This is a genomic window from Roseicyclus salinarum, from assembly GCF_029624655.1.
Classification (GTDB): domain Bacteria; phylum Pseudomonadota; class Alphaproteobacteria; order Rhodobacterales; family Rhodobacteraceae; genus Roseibacterium; species Roseibacterium salinarum.
The window spans coordinates 112352-131165 of the sequence record NZ_JARRSA010000006.1 but is presented as its reverse complement, the minus strand read 5'-3'; the positions used below and the strand labels follow the sequence as shown (position 1 = coordinate 131165).

General features: G+C 68.3%; 18 protein-coding genes and 1 tRNA gene. 15 read left to right on the top strand and 4 right to left on the bottom strand.

The window, feature by feature from the left end:
- Positions 1–6: 6 nt before the first annotated feature.
- The gene (locus tag P6F26_RS05765; protein ID WP_278027702.1) at positions 7–411 is read right to left on the bottom strand and encodes a hypothetical protein; all 405 of its coding nucleotides are present in this window, start codon (positions 409–411) and stop codon (positions 7–9) included.
- A gap of 83 nt (positions 412–494) precedes the next feature.
- Here P6F26_RS05765 and P6F26_RS05760 point away from each other — a divergent pair, with 83 nt between their 5' ends.
- From P6F26_RS05760 to P6F26_RS05730, 7 genes are all read left to right on the top strand, one after another.
- Entirely contained in the window at positions 495–1055 is a 561-nt protein-coding gene (locus P6F26_RS05760) for a TetR/AcrR family transcriptional regulator (protein ID WP_278027701.1), read from the top strand.
- Positions 1056–1178: 123 nt separating this feature from the next.
- Positions 1179–2213 (top strand): rod shape-determining protein, encoded by a 1035-nt coding sequence (locus tag P6F26_RS05755; protein ID WP_278027700.1) that lies wholly within the window; start codon positions 1179–1181, stop codon positions 2211–2213.
- 45 nt (positions 2214–2258) lie between these two features.
- Positions 2259–3209, top strand: a complete 951-nt coding sequence (gene mreC, locus P6F26_RS05750; protein WP_278027699.1) for a rod shape-determining protein MreC — start codon at positions 2259–2261, stop codon at positions 3207–3209.
- Positions 3206–3736 carry a rod shape-determining protein MreD gene (locus tag P6F26_RS05745; RefSeq protein WP_278027698.1) on the top strand — a complete coding sequence of 177 codons (531 nt, stop codon included), beginning with the start codon at positions 3206–3208 and terminating at the stop codon, positions 3734–3736. The genes mreC and P6F26_RS05745 overlap by 4 nt, the downstream gene beginning before the upstream one ends.
- Positions 3737–3770: 34 nt before the next feature.
- A complete protein-coding gene (gene mrdA, locus P6F26_RS05740; protein ID WP_278027697.1) occupies positions 3771–5738 on the top strand; it encodes a penicillin-binding protein 2 in 1968 nt (655 codons plus the stop codon).
- Positions 5735–6874: a rod shape-determining protein RodA gene (gene rodA, locus P6F26_RS05735; RefSeq protein WP_278027696.1), complete on the top strand. Its 1140-nt coding sequence runs from the start codon at positions 5735–5737 to the stop codon at positions 6872–6874. Before mrdA ends, rodA begins: the two co-directional genes overlap by 4 nt.
- A 68-nt stretch (positions 6875–6942) precedes the next feature.
- On the top strand, positions 6943–7890 hold the full coding sequence (locus P6F26_RS05730; RefSeq protein ID WP_278027695.1) for a 2-hydroxyacid dehydrogenase: 948 nt from the start codon (positions 6943–6945) through the stop codon (positions 7888–7890).
- A 6-nt stretch (positions 7891–7896) separates the two neighbouring features.
- Here the strand turns inward: P6F26_RS05730 and P6F26_RS05725 are convergent, their stop codons facing one another.
- Together P6F26_RS05725 and P6F26_RS05720 are read right to left on the bottom strand one after the other, a co-directional pair.
- Positions 7897–8691 (bottom strand): SseB family protein, encoded by a 795-nt coding sequence (locus P6F26_RS05725; RefSeq protein WP_278027694.1) that lies wholly within the window; start codon positions 8689–8691, stop codon positions 7897–7899.
- Positions 8688–9278: a uracil-DNA glycosylase family protein gene (locus tag P6F26_RS05720; RefSeq protein ID WP_430736722.1), complete on the bottom strand. Its 591-nt coding sequence runs from the start codon at positions 9276–9278 to the stop codon at positions 8688–8690. The genes P6F26_RS05725 and P6F26_RS05720 overlap by 4 nt, the downstream gene beginning before the upstream one ends.
- A gap of 97 nt (positions 9279–9375) precedes the next feature.
- On the opposite strand from P6F26_RS05720, the gene P6F26_RS05715 reads away from it, so the two are divergent.
- The 8 genes from P6F26_RS05715 (at position 9376) to P6F26_RS05680 (ending at position 15739) form a co-directional block, all read left to right on the top strand.
- Positions 9376–9720 (top strand): ArsR/SmtB family transcription factor, encoded by a 345-nt coding sequence (locus P6F26_RS05715; protein WP_278027692.1) that lies wholly within the window; start codon positions 9376–9378, stop codon positions 9718–9720.
- A complete protein-coding gene (locus tag P6F26_RS05710; protein ID WP_278027691.1) occupies positions 9713–10738 on the top strand; it encodes a permease in 1026 nt (341 codons plus the stop codon). Before P6F26_RS05715 ends, P6F26_RS05710 begins: the two co-directional genes overlap by 8 nt.
- 1 nt (position 10739) lies before the next feature.
- Positions 10740–11648, top strand: a complete 909-nt coding sequence (locus P6F26_RS05705) for a cation diffusion facilitator family transporter (protein WP_278027690.1) — start codon at positions 10740–10742, stop codon at positions 11646–11648.
- Positions 11649–11878: 230 nt separating this feature from the next.
- Entirely contained in the window at positions 11879–12538 is a 660-nt protein-coding gene (locus tag P6F26_RS05700; RefSeq protein WP_278027689.1) for an ABC transporter ATP-binding protein, read from the top strand.
- Entirely contained in the window at positions 12516–14303 is a 1788-nt protein-coding gene (locus P6F26_RS05695) for a KpsE/RkpR family capsule polysaccharide export protein (protein ID WP_278027688.1), read from the top strand. The genes P6F26_RS05700 and P6F26_RS05695 overlap by 23 nt, the downstream gene beginning before the upstream one ends.
- Before the next feature lie 26 nt (positions 14304–14329).
- Positions 14330–15178 (top strand): 3-deoxy-8-phosphooctulonate synthase, encoded by an 849-nt coding sequence (gene kdsA / locus P6F26_RS05690; RefSeq protein ID WP_278027687.1) that lies wholly within the window; start codon positions 14330–14332, stop codon positions 15176–15178.
- Positions 15179–15316: 138 nt separating this feature from the next.
- A tRNA-Gln gene (locus tag P6F26_RS05685) sits at positions 15317–15391 on the top strand.
- A 156-nt stretch (positions 15392–15547) separates the two neighbouring features.
- Positions 15548–15739, top strand: a complete 192-nt coding sequence (locus P6F26_RS05680) for a hypothetical protein (protein WP_278027686.1) — start codon at positions 15548–15550, stop codon at positions 15737–15739.
- 747 nt (positions 15740–16486) lie between these two features.
- Here P6F26_RS05680 and P6F26_RS05675 read toward each other — a convergent pair.
- On the bottom strand, positions 16487–18781 hold the full coding sequence (locus P6F26_RS05675; RefSeq protein ID WP_278027685.1) for a DNA methyltransferase: 2295 nt from the start codon (positions 18779–18781) through the stop codon (positions 16487–16489).
- Between the last annotated feature and the right edge of the window lie 33 nt (positions 18782–18814).

Genomic DNA, 18814 nt, shown 5'->3' with positions numbered 1-18814 from the left:
CGGGCCTCACGCCGCCCGCCGCTCCTCGAGCCAGAGCAGGCGGGCGAGCATCGGCAGAAGCATGACGCTCGCCAGAAGCACGGTGCCGATGGCCCAGGGCAAGGGGCGCATGCCCGCCTTCCGAGCCCTGGGCAGGATGAGGACGAAGGCCATGGCGGTGGCGAAGAGAAGGTCGAACCACACCTGGTTGCCCGCCCAGGTGGTGACGTGGTTGGCCCAGAACTGGGCCGGTCCCTCCACGACGAGCGTCACCGCCGTGACGAGCACGAGGAAGACCGCGGCGAGGGCCGGAACCCGCCAGAGCCCACGCCGGCCTTCTGCCCTGTCCGGTCCCGCCCCGGCGACGGCACCGAGAACCGTGACAACAGTCGCGACATAGAGAACGATCGGAAGGATCTGGAGCAGCGTCATCGGGGGTCCTCCCATTGGCGCATGGAGTAATGTAGCGGTCGCTACACTAACGAATTCATGTAGCGGTCGCTACGAAAAATCCGATGGCACGTCCCAAACCCGACCTGACCGCACTACTCGACGCCATGGCCGACCATGTCCTGACGCACGGGCTCAACACGGCGAGCCTGCGCCCCTTGGCGCGCACCGCGGGCACCTCGGACCGGATGCTGGTCTATCACTTCGGGTCGAAGGAGGGCCTCGTCGCGGCGCTTCTGCAGCATCTCGCCTCACGCATGGCGAACGGCCTGACCGCCGCGTTGCCGCCGGGCCGGGCGGAGAGTGTCGCGGGGGCGGTCGCGGAGATCGTCGCCCTGATGCGGACCGAAGCGTTCCGCCCCTATGCCCGTGTCTGGCTCGATATCGTCTCGGCCTCGGGACAGGGCGGAACGGCCCATCGCGCGGCCGGGCACGCGGTGATCGACGGCTTCCTTTCGTGGATCGCCGGGCGACTGCCCGAACGGGACGGTGGCGGGGCGGAGGACGCGCGCCTTGCGCTCACCCTGATCGAGGGCACGCTCGTCATGGACGCCGTCGGACAATCGGATACGGCCGACCGCGCCGTGGCACGCATGGCGGAGCAGGAGCGCGCGGCGCGCCCCTGACGGCGGCGCTTCGCCGAAGACGCGGCCGCTGCCCCTTTACGCGGGCGAACCGCCGCGCCTATAAGCGGACCGGTTCGCGCCCGAGTCCCGGGCGCGCACGCATTTTCGGACGACGAGACGCAAATGGCCTTCGGCAACCTCTTTTCCTCGGACATGGCGATCGACCTCGGCACGGCGAACACGCTCGTCTACGTCAAGGGGCGCGGCATCATCCTCAACGAGCCCTCGGTCGTCGCCTACCAGGTCAAGGACGGCGTCAAGAAGGCGCTTGCCTTCGGCGAGGACGCGAAGCTGATGCTCGGCCGGACGCCCGGCTCGATCCAGGCGATCCGTCCCATGCGCGACGGCGTCATCGCCGACTTCGACGTCGCCGAGGAGATGATCAAGCACTTCATCCGCAAGGTCCACAAGCGCACGACCTTCACCAAGCCCAAGATCATCGTCTGCGTCCCGCACGGCGCGACCCCGGTCGAGAAACGCGCGATCCGCCAGTCCGTCCTGTCGGCGGGTGCCCGCAAGGCGGGCCTGATCGCCGAGCCGATCGCGGCCGCCATCGGCGCGGGAATGCCGATCACCGATCCCACGGGCTCGATGGTCGTCGACATCGGCGGCGGGACCACCGAGGTCGCCGTCCTGAGCCTCGCCGACATCGTCTACGCCCGTTCGGTCCGGGTCGGCGGCGACCGGATGGACGAGGCGATCATCTCCTACCTGCGGCGCCAGCATAACCTGCTGATCGGGGAATCGACCGCCGAGCGGATCAAGACGTCCATCGGCACGGCACGGATGCCCGACGACGGGCGCGGCGCGTCGATGCGCATCCGCGGGCGCGACCTTCTGAACGGCGTTCCAAAGGAGACCGAGATTTCTCAGGCGCAGGTCGCCGAGGCGCTGGCCGAGCCGGTGCAGACGATCTGCGAGGCCGTGATGGGCGCGCTCGAGGCGACACCGCCCGACCTTGCGGCGGACATCGTCGACCGGGGCGTCATGCTGACCGGCGGCGGCGCGCTTCTGGGGGAACTGGACCTCGCCTTGCGCGAGCAGACCGGCCTTGCCATCTCGGTCGCGGACGAAAGCCTGAACTGCGTGGCGCTCGGGACCGGCAAGGCGCTGGAGTACGAGAACCTCCTGCGCCACGCGATCGACTACGACAGCTGAGCCTTCGCAACGGGGCGCGCGGATCGTGCCCGAGCAAGGAGCGCCATGGCACGGGACAGTTACGACAGCGTCTATGCCCGCCCGGTCCGGCGTCTGCTGGCCACGGTCGTCGTCTTGTGCCTCGTCGCGCTGGTGGTGGTCTGGCGCATCGACAACCCGCGCGTAGAACGGATGCGCGCGGCCATCGTCGACCGGGTCGTGCCCAACGTCGAGTGGGCGATGGCGCCCGTCACCGGCATCGCCCGCATCTTCGAGGACTTCCAGAGCTACGCGCGCCTCTTCGAGCAGAACCAGGAGCTGCGCCGCGAATTGCAGCAGATGCGCGCATGGCGCGAGGCCGCCCTGCAGCTCGAACAGGAAAACGCGCGCCTCCTCGACCTGAACCGGGTGCAGCTCAACCCCGAGCTCACCTTCGTCACTGGCCTCGTGCTTGCGGATTCGGGCTCGCCGTTCCGGCGCTCGGTCCTGATCAACGTGGGCGCGCGGGACGGCATCCTCGATGGCTGGGCGACGATGGACGGTCTTGGCGTCGTGGGCCGCGTGTCGGGGGTCGGCGACCGCACCAGCCGGGTGCTTCTGCTGACCGACGTCAACAGCCGCATCCCGGTGACGATCCAGCCATCGGGGCAGCAGGCGCTCCTGATGGGCGACAACTCGCAGACGCCGGTCCTCGAGTTTCTCGACGCGCCCGAGGACGTCAGCGCGGGCGACCGCATCGTGACATCGGGTGACGGCGGGCTGTTTCCGCCGGGGCTCCTCGTGGGGCAGGTGATCGAGACGACGGACGGGCTGTTGCGCGCGCGCCTCGCCGCGGACCTCGTCCGGCTCCGGTTCCTGCGGGTGATGCGGAGCCATCCGGGCAGCTCCCTCGACGATCCCGGCAGCCTGATCGGGCCGCCATGGCCGCTGCCCGAGGCAGGGGCCGAGACGGAGGACGCCGGGCCGGCGCCCGATCTGGAGGAAGCGCGCCTCGGACAGGAGGCGGCCAGCCAATGAGCCCGGCCACCTCGTCCCGGCACGTCTGGACCTACCGCATCGTGTTCCTCGCGCTTTGCGCCGTATTGATCACGATGCGGCTCCTGCCGCTCGGCCTTGGGGAAACCGGGCTTCCGGGGCCGGACCTGCTGCTTGCGCTGACCTTCGCATGGCTGCTGCGCCAGCCCGCCGTCGTGCCGCTGGTGTCCATCGTCGCGGTGTTCCTTCTGGCGGACTTCCTGTTCCAGCGCCCGCCCGGCCTGTGGACCGCGCTGGCCGTCCTCGCCTCGGAAAGCCTCCGGCGGCGGCGGCTGCAGATGACCGAGTTTCCCTTCCTCGTGGAATGGGGCGCCATCGCGGGTGCGGTTGCGGGCATGGTTCTGGCCGAGCGCGTGATCCTCTGGGTCCTGTTCATCGATCCGCCCTCGCTGGGGCTCAGCCTGACGCACGGAATTGTCACCGTCGCGATCTACCCTGTGGTCGTCGCGGTCTCGAAATTCGTCTTCGGACTGCGTAAGCTCGGCCCGGCGGAGCTGGAACCGCTGTGAGCCCCCATCCCTCCTCTCGCCGAGGCGACACCCGTTGAAACGCAACCAGAGAGACATCGAGGAAAGCACCCGAATCGTCGGCCGGCGCGCGGTCGTCATGGGTGGCGTCTTCGTCGCGACCGCGGGCGTCCTTGCCGCGCGGATGCGCTATCTCCAGATCGACCGCGCCGCCGATTTCCGCCTGCTGGCCGAAGAGAACCGTATCAACATCCGCCTCCTGCCGCCCGCGCGCGGCCTGATCTTCGACCGCAACGGCGTGCTTCTGGCAGGCAACGAGCAGAACTACCGGATCACGCTGGTGCGCGAGGATGCCGGCGACGTCGATGCCGTCCTCGAGGAGCTGGGGCGGATCGTGAACCTCGATCTCGTCGCGCTGGAGCGCGCGCGCGAGGAAATCAGCCGCCGCCCGCCCTTCGTGCCGGTGACGCTGGCCGACCGGCTGAGCTGGCAGGAGCTGTCCTCCGTCGCCGTGAACGCGCCGGCCCTTCCCGGCGTGAACCCCGAGGTCGGCCTCAGCCGCGTCTACCCGTTCGGCCCGGACTTCGCCCATGTCGTGGGATATGTCGGCCCCGTGTCGGACTACTACATCGAGCAGACGGGCGACAGCGACCCCGTTCTGCAGATCCCCGACTTCCAGGTCGGACGCTACAACGTCGAGGCGCGGATGGAGGCGGACCTCCGCGGGCGCGCCGGCACCAAGCAGATCGAGGTGAACGCCGCAGGCCGCGAGATGCGCGAGCTGGAACGCGACCCCGCCATGGCGGGCGCAGACGTGCAGCTGACGATCGACGCGGGCCTCCAGAACTACGTCGACGCGCGGCTTGCCGGCGAAAGCGCGGGCGCGGTCGTGATGGAGTGCCAGACCGGCGAGATCCTCGCCCTGGCCTCGGCGCCGACCTTCGACCCCAACCACTTCGTGCGCGGCATCAGCCAGGTGCAGTGGCGCGCGCTGAACGAGGACCGCTACCGGCCGCTGGCCAACAAGGCGACGCAGGGCCTTTATCCGCCGGGATCGACCTACAAGATGATCGTGGCTCTTGCGGGCCTGGAGGCCGGCGTGATCGAGCCCGGCGAACTGGTCAATTGCCCCGGCCATGTCGAGCTCGGCAACCGGCGTTTCCATTGCTGGCGGCGCGCGGGGCACGGCCGGGTCGACCTCGTCGAGGCCATTTCGCAAAGCTGCGACGTCTATTTCTACGAGCTTGCCCAGCGCGTCGGGATCGAGGCGATCTCGGAGATGGCGGTGCGGCTCGGGTGCGGGACGCGGCACGACCTGCCGCTGTCGGGCATCGCCGAAGGGCTTGCGCCCACGATGCAGTGGAAGCGGCAGAACCGGGGCGCGGAGTGGGTGGTGGGCGACACGCTGAACGCCTCCATCGGGCAGGGCTTCGTCCTGGCCTCGCCGCTCCAGCTTGCCGTCATGACCGCGCGGCTGGCCAGTGGCCGGGCGGTCGCGCCGCGCCTCGTGCGGTCCATCGACGGCGTGCGGCAGGGCGGCGGCGACGCCCCCGACCTCGGCATCGCGCCTGAGCACATCGCCCTCGTGCATCGCGGAATGGAGCAGGTGAACAACGACCGGCGCGGCACGGCCTATTCCAGCCGGGTGGCCGACGCGGCCTTCGGCGTCGCGGGCAAGACCGGCACCAGCCAGGTGCGCAACATCACCGCCGCCGAGCGCGCCGCCGGCGTGATCTCGAACGAGGACCTGCCGTGGGAGCGGCGCGACCACGCGCTCTATGTCGGCTACGCGCCCTACGACGCGCCGCGCTACGCGGTCTCGGTCGTGGTCGAACATGGCGGCGGCGGATCCGCGGTCGCCGCCCCGATCGCGCGCGACATCCTGCTGCGCGCCCAGGTCGGCGACGTGCCCCCGCCAGAGCTCTACCCGGTGAGCCAGCGCCGCGACATCGAGGAGATGCACCGCCGGATGCCGCTTCTGGCCGAGCCGCCGCGCCCCTCGGGCCGCGCGGCCGCGCGCGATGACGGGCGCGACCGCACATGAGCTTTCTGGAGTATTACGCGAAGTCCTCGCCCACGGGCTGGCGCAAGATCCTGCACCTGAACTGGGCGCTGGTGCTGCTGCTGACCTCGGTGGCCTGCGTCGGCTTCCTGATGCTCTATTCCGTGGCGGGCGGGTCCATCCGCCCGTGGGTCGAGCCGCAGGTGCAGCGCTTCGCCGTCGGCCTGGTGCTGATGGTGATCGTCGCGATGGTGCCGATCTGGTTCTGGCGCAACATGTCGGGCATCGCCTTCGGCATGTCGATCATGCTGCTGCTCTACGTCGAGTTCTTCGGCACGGTCGGCATGGGCGCGCAGCGGTGGATCGACCTCGGCTTCATGCGGCTTCAGCCCTCGGAGCTGACCAAGATCACGCTCGTGATGATGCTGGCGGCCTATTACGACTGGCTCGACCTCGGCAAGGTCTCGCGGCCCGTCTACGTCCTGATCCCGCTCGCGGTCATCGCGGTGCCGACCTTCCTCACGCTGCGCCAGCCGGACCTCGGCACCGCGCTTCTGCTGCTGATGGGGGGCGGCGCAGTGATGTTCCTCGCCGGCGTGCACTGGGCCTATTTCGCGGGTGTGATCGCCGCCGGAGCGGGCGCGGTCAGCGCGGTCTTCGCCTCGCGCGGGACAGGCTGGCAGCTTCTGCAGGATTACCAGTACAGGCGCATCGACACCTTCCTCGACCCCTCGCAGGACCCCCTCGGCGCGGGCTACCACATCACCCAGAGCCAGATCGCGCTTGGATCCGGCGGCTGGACCGGGCGCGGCTTCATGGAAGGAACCCAGTCGCGGTTGAACTTCCTGCCCGAGAAGCACACCGACTTCATCTTCACGACGCTGGCCGAGGAATTCGGCTTCGTCGGGGCGGCCTCGCTTCTGGTGCTCTACACGCTGATCCTCGCCTTCTGCATCCATACCGCGATGGCCGCGCGGGACCGTTTCGCCTCGCTTCTGGTGATGGGCGTCGCGGTGGCCTTCTTCCTCTACTTTGCGGTGAACATGGCGATGGTCATGGGCCTTGCGCCCGTGGTCGGCGTGCCACTGCCACTGGTCAGCTACGGCGGTTCGGCCATGCTGGTCCTGATGGTCGCCTTCGGCCTCGTGCAGTCGGCGCATGTCCACCGGCCGCGCTAGGCGCCGGCTGGACGCCGCCTGCCCGTGCTGCTAGCCGGAAGGCACGCCAGCCAGCCGAAGGACCCGCCATGACCCGCGACGCGCCCGTCATCCTTTTCGCCGCAAAATCCGAGCGGTGGACGCAATACGAGACCCCCCTGCGCGAGGCGCTGTCCGAGGTCGGGCTGGACGACGCGACCCTCACCACCGAAGCTCCGGCGGAGGAGGTCGACTACGTCGTCTATGCGCCCAACAGCGGGCTGTCGGACTTCACGCCCTTCACGCGGCTGAAGGCGGTGCTGAACCTCTGGGCGGGGGTCGAGGACGTCACCGGCAACACCACGCTCAAGGTGCCGCTCGCGCGGATGGTCGACCACGGGCTGACCGAGGGGATGGTGGAATGGGTCACGGGCCACGTCCTGCGCCACCACCTCGGGATCGACACCCATATCCACGGGCAGGACGGGGTCTGGCGCAACGGCAGCGCCCCGCCCCTCGCGCGGGATCGCACCGTGGCGATGCTGGGGCTCGGCGTGCTCGGGACGGCCTGCGCCCGGACGCTGGCCGGCCTCAACTTCCGCGTCCTCGGCTGGTCGCGCACGCGCAAGGAGATCGACGGCGTGGAGACGGCGCACGGGGACGAGGGGCTGGACGCCGTGCTGTCCCGCGCCGAGATCGTCGTGCTCCTGCTTCCCGACACGCCCGCGACCGGGAACGTTCTGAACGCGAGGACGCTCGCGCTTCTGCCGCGGGGGGCCGTCGTGATCAATCCGGGCCGCGGGCCACTGATCGACGACGACGCGCTTCTGGCGGCGCTCGGGACGGGTCAGGTCGCGCACGCCACGCTCGACGTCTTCCGCACCGAGCCGCTGCCGCCTGGCCATCCCTACTGGGCGCATCCGAACGTGACGGTGACGCCGCATATCGCGTCCGAGACGCGGCCGAAATCGGCGGCGCGCGTCATCGCCGAGAACATCCGCCGCGGCGAGGCGGGCGAGCCGTTCCTGCACCTGGTGGACCGCGACGCGGGCTACTGACGCGCCTCAGCGCAGGCGCGGCGGGCGGTCGGGGTCGCTGCCCGGCGCGCGGCGCTCGCCGGGCGCGCCGGGTTCGGGCAGGTCGAACCTGAGGCCCGCGCGCACGAGGCGCATGACGACGGGATCCGTGCCGCGGAAGAAGCCCACGTCGAGCGTGCCCGCCTCCAGCCCGGAAAAGCTCAGCGCCTCGCCGACCAGCCGCGCAAGCGACGGCTCCGCCCCCGGCATGGCCTCGACGAAGGCCAGAAGATGCCCGCGCCGGCCGCCCGAGTAGGTGACGCCTACGAGGAAGGCCTTCGCGGCAAGACCGACCGCCGAGGCGAGGCGCGCGTCGAGCGCGGTCAACAGACGCTCGGGCAATCCTTTGGGCGGCGCTATTTCCTCGGGCGCCTCCTCGACCTCGTCGGGGCGGCGTTCGAGCATTCCGGCAAGCCAGCCGATCGCCTCGGCGTCGAGCAGCATTTCCGAGCCGGCGCCGAGATTGACGGCCATCCCCAGCCCCTGCCCCGCCAGCATCCCGGCCAGCGCGCGCCCCGAGAGAGAGGCATAGGGCGCCGCCCCGCCGGCGAAGGCCGAAAGGCGTTCCTCGCGGTCGAAGACGCAGACGAACGCGCCCCCCTCGACCGGAAAGACGCGGGGGCGGACGCGCTCGCCTTCCGCCTCCGCCTCCAGAAGCAGGAACAGTTCGCTTCCGGCCAGCCGGTCATACCATTGCAGACGCGCGACGCCGTCCTCGTCGCCAGCTGCCAGCATCGCGGCGTGGGCCGCGTCGAGCGGGGTTTGCGCGTCGGTCGTCGTCATCGGCCAAGGGCCTCCTTCACACGGGTCCTGAGCACGGGGAGAAGCTCCGCCTCGAACCAGGGGTTGCGCTTCAGCCATGCGGTATTGCGCCACGACGGATGAGGCAACGGGAAGACGGCGGGCGCATGGTCGCGCCATGCCGCGACACGGGCGGTGACAGGCATCCGCCCGCCAAGATGCCAGCCCTGCGCATAGGCGCCGATCAGCAGCGTCAGCTCGACCTGCCCCAGGTGCTCCATCGCGCGGGCGCGCCACGTCTCGGCGCAGACCTTTGGCGGGGGCAGGTCGCTTCCGTTTGCGTCGTAGCCCGGAAAGCAGAAGGCCATCGGCACGATGGCCACGCGCGAACGATCGTAGAACGTGTCCTCGTCGACGCCCATCCACTGCCTCAGCCGCTTGCCCGACTGGTCCCAGAACGGCGTGTTGGCCTGGTGCACCCGCAGTCCCGGCGCCTGGCTCGCGATCAGGATGCGCGCGCCGGGACGGAACCAGACGACGGGATTGGGACTGTGCCGCGTCGCCGTGGCGGCGAAACGGTCGGCACACAGACGGCAGCCGGAGATCTCGGAGCGAAGCGCGCTTTGCATCATGGGAGGCAAGCTAGGTGCGGCGGCCGCGGGTGTCAGCCCCGGCCCGGCAGATTCGCGATGGACATCCATTTTATATTTCTATAATCATAGAATCATGAAAACGTCAGCTCTGCCCCTTCCCGAACTCACTTGGGCCGCCACCGCCTTCGCCGCCCTCGGATCGGAGGCCCGCCTCGCGATCCTGCGGCGTCTCGTGCGCGCCGGGCCCGAGGGCCTTCCCATCGGCGCGCTCGGCGGGGATGTCGGCGTGACCGGCAGCGTCCTGACGCATCACCTCAAGCAGCTCGCCTCGGCCGGTCTGGTGATCCAGCGGCGCGAGGGGCGGCGCATCCTGACCTCCATCGCCATCGGCGAAGTCGAGGGATTGTCGAAATTCCTGATTTCCGAATGCTGCGCCGACCGTGGCGGGCATCTTGTTGCGGACGGACACCATGACTGACCTCTCCACGACCCTGCGCCCCTTCGGCTCGGCCTGGGCGCGCATCGACAAGGTCGCGCTGACCGGCGCGCTGATCGTGCTGACGCTCGCCCTGTTCGATGCGCCGGAGGTCGTCCCGACCATCGGGGAGACGCTGGAAAGCTTCGCGGGCACCCTGCCCTACATCCTGTTCGCCGTCGCGGCGATCGCGGTCATGAAGGCCAGCGGTTCCGAGCGGCTGCTCGACGGAGCGTTCACCGGACGGGAGACGCGGATGATCGTCGTCGGCGCGCTGGTCGGCGGCCTCTCGCCGTTCTGTTCGTGCCAGGTGATCCCCTTCGTCGCGGCGCTTCTGGCCGCGGGCGCGCCCCTCTCGGCGGTCATGGCCTTCTGGCTCGCATCGCCGCTCATGGACCCTGCCATGTTCGCGATCACCGCGGGCGGCCTCGGCCTGGACTTCGCGCTCGCCAAGGCGGTCGCCGCGGTCGGGTTGGGCCTTGCGGGCGGACTGACGGTCAAGCTGATGGCGGCCACGCCGGTTTTCGCGGACCCGCTCAGAAGCCAACCCGCAGTCGGCGGCTGCTGCAAGGCGCGGAAGCTGACGCTGAACTGGCGCTTCTGGCAGGAGGGCGAACGGTTGCGCATCTTCCGCGACAGCGGCTGGGCCAACCTCGTCTTCCTCGGCAAGTGGCTGATGCTCGCCTATCTCCTGCAGGCGCTGCTGATCCGATACGTCCCCGCCGAGCTCATCGCGGGCGTCATCGGCGGGGACGGCTTCGGGCCGATCGCGCTGGCGGCGCTGGTGGGCGCGCCCGCCTACCTCAACGGCTACGCCGCCGTGCCGCTTCTGGAGGGACTGCTTGCGCAGGGCATGAACCCCGGCGCGGCCATGGCCTTCGTCATAGCGGGCGGCGTCAGCTGCATCCCGGCGGCCGTTGCGGTCTGGGCGCTGGTGAAACCGCGCGTCTTCGCGGCCTATATCGGCTTCGCCTTCGCCGGGGCCCTCGCAGCGGGCACGATCTGGTCCTACATGGCATGACATGGCCCATGGACATCATCATGTGGACGCATCCGCCGGCGACAGGCGCGTCGGCCTCGCCATCGCGGTCAACCTCGGACTGACAGCGGCGCAGGTTATCGGCGGCATCTTCGCGGGGTCGCTCGCGCTGATCGCCGACGCGCTGCACAACTTCTCGGACGCCATCGCCCTGATCATCGCCTTCGGCGCGCGCCGCATCGCGCGCAGGCCCGCGGATGCCGGCATGACCTTCGGCTACGCGCGCGCCGAGGTCGTCGCGGCGCTGGTGAACTACACCACGCTCGCGGTCCTCGGGCTGTACCTCGTCTACGAGGCGGTGCTGCGCGTCCTCGACCCGAGCCCCGTCGAGGGCTGGCTGATCGTGATCATCGCGGGCGTGGCGCTTGTCGTGGACCTCGCCACCGCCGCGCTGACCTACGCGATGTCCAGGACGAGCGTGAACATCCGCGCCGCCTTCCTCCACAACCTCGCCGACGCGATGGGGTCGCTGGCGGTGATCGTGGCCGGTTCGCTGATCCTGCTGTTCGGCTGGACCTTCGTCGATCCGCTCGTGACGCTGCTGATCGCGGGCTACATCCTGTTGCAGGTGGGCCTCGAGACGCCGAAGGTCATCCGCATCCTCATGCTGGCAAGCCCCCAGGACGCGGACACCGAGGCGGTGCGGCGGGACCTTGCCGCGCTCGACGGGGTGGCGGACGTGCACAATCTGCGCCTCTGGCTGGTCGCCGAGGACCAGGTCGCGCTCGACGCCCATCTCGCGATCGAACCAGACCGCTGGGGCGACGCGGACAAGGTGAAGGCCGACGCGAAGCGCAGCCTCGCGCAACGGCACGGCATCCGCTCCACGACGCTGGAGATCGAATGCGCCCGCCACGTCTGCCATGCGCCCGACGCCTACGGCTACGACTGACGCGCGGCCGGGCGCCTCGGGCCGGCCGGCTTCCGCCCGTCGGCACGCCCCGGCCGGCGCCCCGCCGCCCGCTTGCGTCAAATGAGCGAAAAAAAGCGTATCGCTCGGAGGCCAGAAACCATAAAACGGTCCCAAAGCACATCTAGTGTGGCCCGCGTCAGCCCGGCGCGAGATCGGGCGTCCGGCAGGTCAGGCACCAAGGGCCGTGCAACGAAGGGCAGACAGCGGGAATGCTGGAATTCGCCGATGTATCGAAGTCGTTCTGGACCGGAGAGCGCCGCAAGGTCATCCTCGACCGGGCGTCCTTCAAGGTCGATCTGGGCTATTCGCTGGGCATCCTCGCGCCGAACGGAACGGGCAAGACCACGCTCATAAAGATGATGGCGGGATTGGAGAAACCCGACGAGGGGCATATCTACCGGAACTGCCGGATCTCGTTCCCGCTGGGGTTCATGGGCGGAGTGATCGGCAAGCTCACCGGCACCGAGAACGCGCGCTACATCGCCCGTCTCTACGGGCTCGATCCCGACTACGTGGAGGCCTTCAGCCGCTGGGTCTGCGGCATCGAGGAATATTTCGACATGCCGCTCGGGACCTACTCGGCCGGCATGAGGGCGCGGTTCAACTTCTCGCTCCTGCTGGCGCTGGAATTCGACATCTACCTCATCGACGAGGGGATGCCCGCATCGACGGATGCCGAGTTCAACCGCCGCGCAGGCGGCATCCTGGCCGACCGGCTGAGGGATGCCACCGTCGTCATCGTCTCGCACCAGATGCAGACGCTGGAGAAATTCGCCCGGCGCGCGGCCGTTCTGCGCGACGGACAACTTTACGAATTCGATACGCTCGAAGAGGCAAGGCAGCTCTATGACTACGAAACCCAGGGCTAGGAAATTCCGCATCCGCCGTCCGGGCGCCACGCCCCCCGCCGCCGTCGCGCCGGCCGCGCGGCCGCGCGCGGACGTGACCGGCACGCCCCAGCCCTCGGCCCCGCGCACGGAACCCACCGAAGACGGCTTCGGGCTCGGGCCGTTTCCGGGCTCGGCCGCGCATGACAGGATGGGAGAGGAAAGGGCCGCCGACGGCGCGTCCGCGCAGGACGCCCACCACGACGCCCATCACGACGCAGAGCCCCCGCGCGCTGTGCCCGCCGCCGCGCCCACGGCCGATCAGGACATCGCCGCGGTCAGGTCCGAAGGCCTGACCGGACGGCAGCTGCGCATGGCCCGCCGCATCGCCCAGAAGCACGGGCTTTCGCCGGACTCCGATTTCGACGCCGTGCGGCTTTTGCGCAAGCGGGGCATCGACCCCTTCGCGCGCGGCGGCAAGCTGGAACTGGTGGTCCACGAAGGCCAGAGGCAGGACCCCGCACGGCCCGCCACCGACACCGCCGTCGCCGCGGTCCCGGACCGCGACGCGGGCAACCAACTGCCGGCCGCCCCGCGCCCGAGCCAGCCTGCCGTGCCGCACCCCGCGCCGTCCCAGCCCGCCATCGCCGATGATCGTGCGGCCCAGATCCAGCAGGTCCAGCGCGACATCGCGCGCCGCCGCCGCAAGAAGCTGGTCCTTCTGGGGACGCGCCTTGCGTTCTTCGTGCTGCTTCCGACGCTTCTGGTGGCCTACTACTACTTCCGGGTGGCGACGCCGATGTATGCCACCAACACCGAGTTCGTGATCCAGAAGGCCGAAAGCGGCGCAGGCGCAGGCGGGGGGCTCGGCGGACTGCTGGGCAGCGGCGGCTTCGCCACCGTGCAGGAAAGCATCACCGTGCAGGCCTTCCTCGAAAGCCGCGAGGCGATGCTGCGGCTCGACGAGGAGCTCGGGTTTCGCGGGCATTTCTCGGGCGACGATATCGACCCCCTGACCCGGCTCGCGCCCGATGCCACGGTCGAGGCGATGTACGACACCTACCGCCGCCACCTCCAGATCGGCTACGACCCCACCGAGGGCCTGATCCGGATGGAGGTCGCCGCCGCCGACCCACAGGTCAGCCAGGCCTTCTCGGAGGCGCTGATCCGCTACGCCGAGGAGCGCGTGGACCAGATGAGCCAGCGTCTTCGCGGCGACCAGATGGCCGGCGCGCGGGAAAGCTTCGAAGAGGCCGAGAGCCGCGTTCTGGAGGCGCAGAACCGCGTCCTGAACCTGCAGGAGCAGCGCGGCGTGCTGTCGACCGAGGCCGAGGTCTCGACCGTGTTCGGCCAGATCCAGAACTTCGAGACGCAGCTTCAGGAAGAGCGCCTTCGCCTCGACGAGCTGCTGGCGGTGTCGCGGCCCAACGAGACCCGCGTCGCCGTCGCCGAACGCAACATCGCCCGCCTCGAGAACCTGATCGAGGAGCTGCGCGCCGGCCTAACCGAGGCGGGAAGCGGCGAAGTCTCGATGGCGCGCATCCAGTCGGAGCTGATCATCGCGCAGGCCGACCTCGAGACGCGGCAGATGATGCTGTCGCAGGCGCTCCAGCAGATGGAGATGGCCCGGATGGAGGCCAACCGCCAGACGCTCTACCTGTCGATCGGCGTCTTCCCGATCGCGCCCGACGCCGCCGCCTACCCGAGGGCGTTCGAGAACACGCTGCTCGCGCTTCTGGTCTTCTCGGGGATTTACCTTCTGATCTCGATGACGGTATCGATCCTGCGCGAACAGGTCAGTTCCTGACGCGGACCCCGGCGAAAGGACGTCCCATGCGAGAGGTGGAAATCGGCACCGGCCTGCCCGGCGCGGTCACGGTCGGAAACGACAGGCCGCTGACCGTGATCGCCGGCCCCTGCCAGCTCGAGGGCCTCGACCATGCGCTGATGATCGCGGACCGCATGGCCGAAGCCTGCGCAAAGGCGGGCGCCGCCTACGTCTTCAAGGCCAGCTACGACAAGGCCAACCGAACCAGCCTGTCGGGCCGGCGCGGCCTCGGCATGGAGGCGGGCCTCGGAATCCTGTCGGAGGTGCGCGCCCGCGTCGGCTGCCCCGTACTGACGGACGTTCACGCGCCCGAGCATTGCGCGCCCGCGGCGCAGGCCTGCGACATCCTTCAGATCCCGGCCTTCCTGTGCCGTCAGACCGACCTTCTGATCGCCGCCGGCGAAACGGGCGCGGCGGTCAACGTCAAGAAGGGCCAGTTCCTGGCGCCGTGGGACATGGCCAACGTCGCGGCAAAGGTCGCTTCGACCGGGAACGAGCGCATCCTGCTGACCGAGCGCGGCGTCTCCTTCGGCTACAACACGCTCGTGACGGACATGCGCGCGCTTCCCGAGATGATGAAGACGGGCTACCCGGTCGTGATGGACGCGACGCACGCCGTCCAGCAGCCGGGCGGCCAGGGCGGCTCGTCCGGCGGGCAGCGCGAATTCGCCCCCGTGATGGCACGGGCCGCCGTCTCGCTCGGGATCGCGGCCATGTTCATCGAGACGCACGAGGCGCCCGACACCGCCCCTTCCGACGGCCCGAACATGATCCCGCTCGACCAGATGCCGCAGTTGATCCGCGGCCTGATGGACTTCGACGCGCTCGCCAAGGCGAACCCGATCCGCCTTTAGGCGACCGCGCACACCGGAGCCGGCGGCTTGCGGGACGCGGCAGACAGGGTTACGCGCAGATCGCGGAGCGACAGCGCACAAAAGTCGCCGCCGGGTCTTGATCCCCCGCGGCCGATTGAGTAGCTAGCTCGACACAGTTGGGGTGTAGCCAAGCGGTAAGGCAGCGGTTTTTGGTACCGTGTACCGTAGGTTCGAATCCTACCACCCCAGCCATGCCTTCCGCGCAAAGCATTGATTATTCGTGAGAATACGGCGAGTCGCCTTGGGCCAACCCACATTCCCACCCACATCAGGCCTCCGATGCGACCTTCTGCCCTTGCTTCCCTGGCTCGAAACTTCGGGCCGGTCACAAGGCAGATGGAGACACCCATGCCCGACCACATCGAACGCGCGACTTCCAAAACCCGCACTGCCGCCGTCGCCATTCAGGCCCTCGCCCCGATCATGGCTGCACAGTCCGACCATCCCAACGAGGCCGACGCGGTGCGGCAGCTTGCGGTGCAGATCGAGGACACGCTGAGGGGCGCAACGGAAGCCGCACCACGGCCAGCAGCAGCCTAGGCAGCGACCAGACCGGCAGCCGGGGCGGGAAAGCCTGCCCCGGCCCTTCAAGGTGCCCCACGCGCACCACAGCGAAGGGGGGCGGTCTGTCGCGGGGGTGGGGCAAAAATCCGGCGACCCGGTTCATACTCCACCTAAGCCCGCGCGGCTTTGTGGAGATTTTTTTGGGAGGTTCAATTGTCAGATGACAGATTTGAAGGAAGCGAAACACCTCAAGCCCTCGGATAGAAGCTCTACCGGCAGGTGCAAAGGATGCGGTCGCAAGACGCGTTGACCAATAAGCAGCGGAAGAAGTTAGAGTCGACAAATGCGACGCTCAAGTCGATGGATCGACAGGCGGCGGGACAGAAGCACGGACTGACGCCCTCAGTGGCGGGGGTCTCTGCGCGGATCCATTGAACAGCCGCAACACCATAGCGCCGAGCCCGCTGATCTATCTGTCGCTCAATCATCACGACCCATCGCACAGCCGGAGGAAGCGCCGGAAGTCCAAGTGAAATGGGAGCCCCTGATCGTCAAGGTTGCCAGGTTCCTGCGCCACCGTCGAGCGCGCGCTGCCGCGTTCTCCGAAGCTCATACAGGATAGATTTGTTTCAACGGCTTCGGCGCTGCGGTCACCTTCGTAATGCTACTCGAGGTGTTGCCAAACGAGACACACGTCGCAGTCCGAATGCCGGCGGCCGTGGTCGTTGCGCTAGTCTGGCCTGCGACGTGGTTTGACTCACCGGAACTTCAAAGGCTGCTATATCAGCAAGAGTGAGGGCATGTCCCATCGACCATTCGCGCCCACAATCGCAATAGAAAACAGGGCTTGGCATGCAAACGATTGTCGAAGGAATGCTTCCTGCACGTTTTCTCGTGCAGCACGCCATTTACATGCAAACTTGCGCCCACATCGAGCTGACGTGCTGGCACATCGTGCAGATCGCCCACGGGAAGCAGCGGTTCACACAAACGGAATGGGAGCAGGTGCTTGGTATCAAAAAAGACAACTGGAAGATAATCGACGGCTTGCGAAAGGCGGCAAGATGGGCCCCTGCACCACTTGGGCTTCCCATCCCCAAGATGCGGCTCCAGCACCCGGCGGTTGAAAGTCTGACGCAGCGAGTTCGTGGTGATCAGGCCGAAGCGACGGAGACCCTTTTGCCCGTCATCGGCACGTGCCATCAGCGCGGCTTTCTCCCACCAGAACATTACCAGATCAGCGCTTTGCGGCATCTTCGGATAGGCCCGCCACAGGGCTTCGACATAGCCGTCGCCGAGGGCTTCCCGCATCCGCTTGTTGCCAATGAACGGCGGGTTGCCGACGATGAAGGTTGCCTCGGGCCATTTCGCCGGCCGCGCGTTGGTATAGTCGTAGATCTGTACGCGGGCAGAGGGGTCTGGCACCTCCTCTCCCGTCGCGGGATGGCGCTTCGTCGTCACCCCGTCCCAGCGCGCAACCGGGGTGCCCTCGGCGTCCACGCGAGGCGTCCGGTCCGACCAAGTGAGGATCGCGTCCCGATGTTCGATGTTCTTGAAGTCGCGAAGGATCGGCTCGGATGGCGCGGCGTTCCCGTGGGTGCGGTAGTGCCATTGCAGGTAGCCGATCCAGAGCACGAGCTCGGCCACGTTCGCCGCCCAGGGGTTCAGCTCGATCCCGAGGAACTGATGCGGGTCTACCGTGTGCCCGGCGAGGCCGAGCGTCGCCTGCGTCTCGCCCAGCTCTTCCATGGTGGCAATCACCTCGCCCTCGAGGCGCTTCATGAGCTCGAGCGCGACATAGAGGAAGTTCCCGCTGCCGCAGGCCGGGTCGAGGACCGTCACTTCGCATAGCTTCCGGTGGAAACTTCGGACCTCTTGCAGGGCCTCCTTGTCCTTGCCCTGGCTCCGGAGGAGATCTGCGGCCGCCTGCACGTCCCTCCAGTCGGCTCGGAGAGGCTCGATGATCGTTGGCATAACCAGGCGCTCGACGTAAGTGCGCGGCGTGTAGTGTGCCCCCAGCTTGTGCCGGCTCTTCCTGTCAAGCGCGCGCTCGAGGAGCGTGCCGAAGATTGCCGGCTCCACATGCTTCCAGTCCGCTTCCGCGGCCTCGATCAGCAAGGAAAGCTGAACTTCCGACAGGGGCAACGCGGTCGGGTCCTTGAAGAGGCCACCGTTGAACTTCAGAAGCCGCGTCATGAGGACCGTGGATGGCCCGCCGGTGTTCATGGTCTCCCAGAGCGTCTGGAGGACAGGCGCCGCCATTTCGGGCCGTCCCCGCAGCTCCCGCAGCTTGTCGCGGAAGGAGTTCTTCGGAAGAAGCTCGACATCCTCCGCGAACATAGTGAACAAGCATCGCATCAGGAAGCGGGCGACGGTCTCACCGTCGTGCCCCTGTCCCTCGAAGCTCTTGCCGAGCTCGGCGAGGTGCGCGGCAATCTCCCGCGTGACGCGGGCGGCTGTCTTCGATGGATCGAGCGACATGGGGTCGGTCCAGATCGAACGAAGCCGGTCGCGGACCGCATCGTCCCGGAGGTCCTCGAGCGTGATCCTGTAGCGGCTGCCATCGGGGAACTGCGTGTAGCCCTGTCCATGCCGCGAGAAGTCGGCGTAGATCTCGATGAAATGACCGACGTCGACGATCAACAGGAACGGCGGCCAGCCGTCCTCCTTCGAGATCGCACGTGCATACCCGTCCGCCTGGTTGCGCGCGCGAAGCATCGTGTCCTCGAACCCACGCGTGCCGCGGCGGCCGTGTCCGAGCTTGGCCTGCGGAGCGTCGTCTACCGAAAGGAGGCTGAGCTGTTCGGCCTCGGCCTTGGGGCCGGCGCCCTGCTTCGCCTCCATGACGAAGCACCCTCGGCGATAGAGGTCGATCCTGCGCTGCCTGCGCGACCCGGTGTGGGTCTCGGTGACCGGGCGTTCGAACCGGTAGTCGTTCGTCTGGCCGTCGCTCTGGGCAGGTTTCGGTCGTTCGACGCCGAGGACGTCACAAAGCTCCGCTGCGAAGCTCTGGAAGTTCGACATCTCGCTGCCGCCGGAGGCGCTCCAGCGGGTGATGAACTCGTCGACCGACGGCATTTTTTCTCCCCGTTGCCATGAACTTGCATGCTA

Excerpts from the sequence above, each read along its gene's own strand:
- P6F26_RS05765 (WP_278027702.1), bottom strand. The coding sequence starts at position 411 with ATGACGCTGCTCCAGATCCTTCCGATCGTTCTCTATGTCGCGACTGTT.
- P6F26_RS05760 (WP_278027701.1), top strand. The coding sequence starts at position 495 with ATGGCACGTCCCAAACCCGACCTGACCGCACTACTCGACGCCATGGCC.
- P6F26_RS05755 (WP_278027700.1), top strand. The coding sequence starts at position 1,179 with ATGGCCTTCGGCAACCTCTTTTCCTCGGACATGGCGATCGACCTCGGC.
- mreC (WP_278027699.1), top strand. The coding sequence starts at position 2,259 with ATGGCACGGGACAGTTACGACAGCGTCTATGCCCGCCCGGTCCGGCGT.
- P6F26_RS05745 (WP_278027698.1), top strand. The coding sequence starts at position 3,206 with ATGAGCCCGGCCACCTCGTCCCGGCACGTCTGGACCTACCGCATCGTG.
- rodA (WP_278027696.1), top strand. The coding sequence starts at position 5,735 with ATGAGCTTTCTGGAGTATTACGCGAAGTCCTCGCCCACGGGCTGGCGC.
- P6F26_RS05730 (WP_278027695.1), top strand. The coding sequence starts at position 6,943 with ATGACCCGCGACGCGCCCGTCATCCTTTTCGCCGCAAAATCCGAGCGG.
- P6F26_RS05725 (WP_278027694.1), bottom strand. The coding sequence starts at position 8,691 with ATGACGACGACCGACGCGCAAACCCCGCTCGACGCGGCCCACGCCGCG.
- P6F26_RS05720 (WP_430736722.1), bottom strand. The coding sequence starts at position 9,278 with ATGCAAAGCGCGCTTCGCTCCGAGATCTCCGGCTGCCGTCTGTGTGCC.
- P6F26_RS05715 (WP_278027692.1), top strand. The coding sequence starts at position 9,376 with ATGAAAACGTCAGCTCTGCCCCTTCCCGAACTCACTTGGGCCGCCACC.
- P6F26_RS05710 (WP_278027691.1), top strand. The coding sequence starts at position 9,713 with ATGACTGACCTCTCCACGACCCTGCGCCCCTTCGGCTCGGCCTGGGCG.
- P6F26_RS05705 (WP_278027690.1), top strand. The coding sequence starts at position 10,740 with ATGGCCCATGGACATCATCATGTGGACGCATCCGCCGGCGACAGGCGC.
- P6F26_RS05700 (WP_278027689.1), top strand. The coding sequence starts at position 11,879 with ATGCTGGAATTCGCCGATGTATCGAAGTCGTTCTGGACCGGAGAGCGC.
- P6F26_RS05695 (WP_278027688.1), top strand. The coding sequence starts at position 12,516 with ATGACTACGAAACCCAGGGCTAGGAAATTCCGCATCCGCCGTCCGGGC.
- kdsA (WP_278027687.1), top strand. The coding sequence starts at position 14,330 with ATGCGAGAGGTGGAAATCGGCACCGGCCTGCCCGGCGCGGTCACGGTC.
- P6F26_RS05680 (WP_278027686.1), top strand. The coding sequence starts at position 15,548 with ATGCCCGACCACATCGAACGCGCGACTTCCAAAACCCGCACTGCCGCC.
- P6F26_RS05675 (WP_278027685.1), bottom strand. The coding sequence starts at position 18,781 with ATGCCGTCGGTCGACGAGTTCATCACCCGCTGGAGCGCCTCCGGCGGC.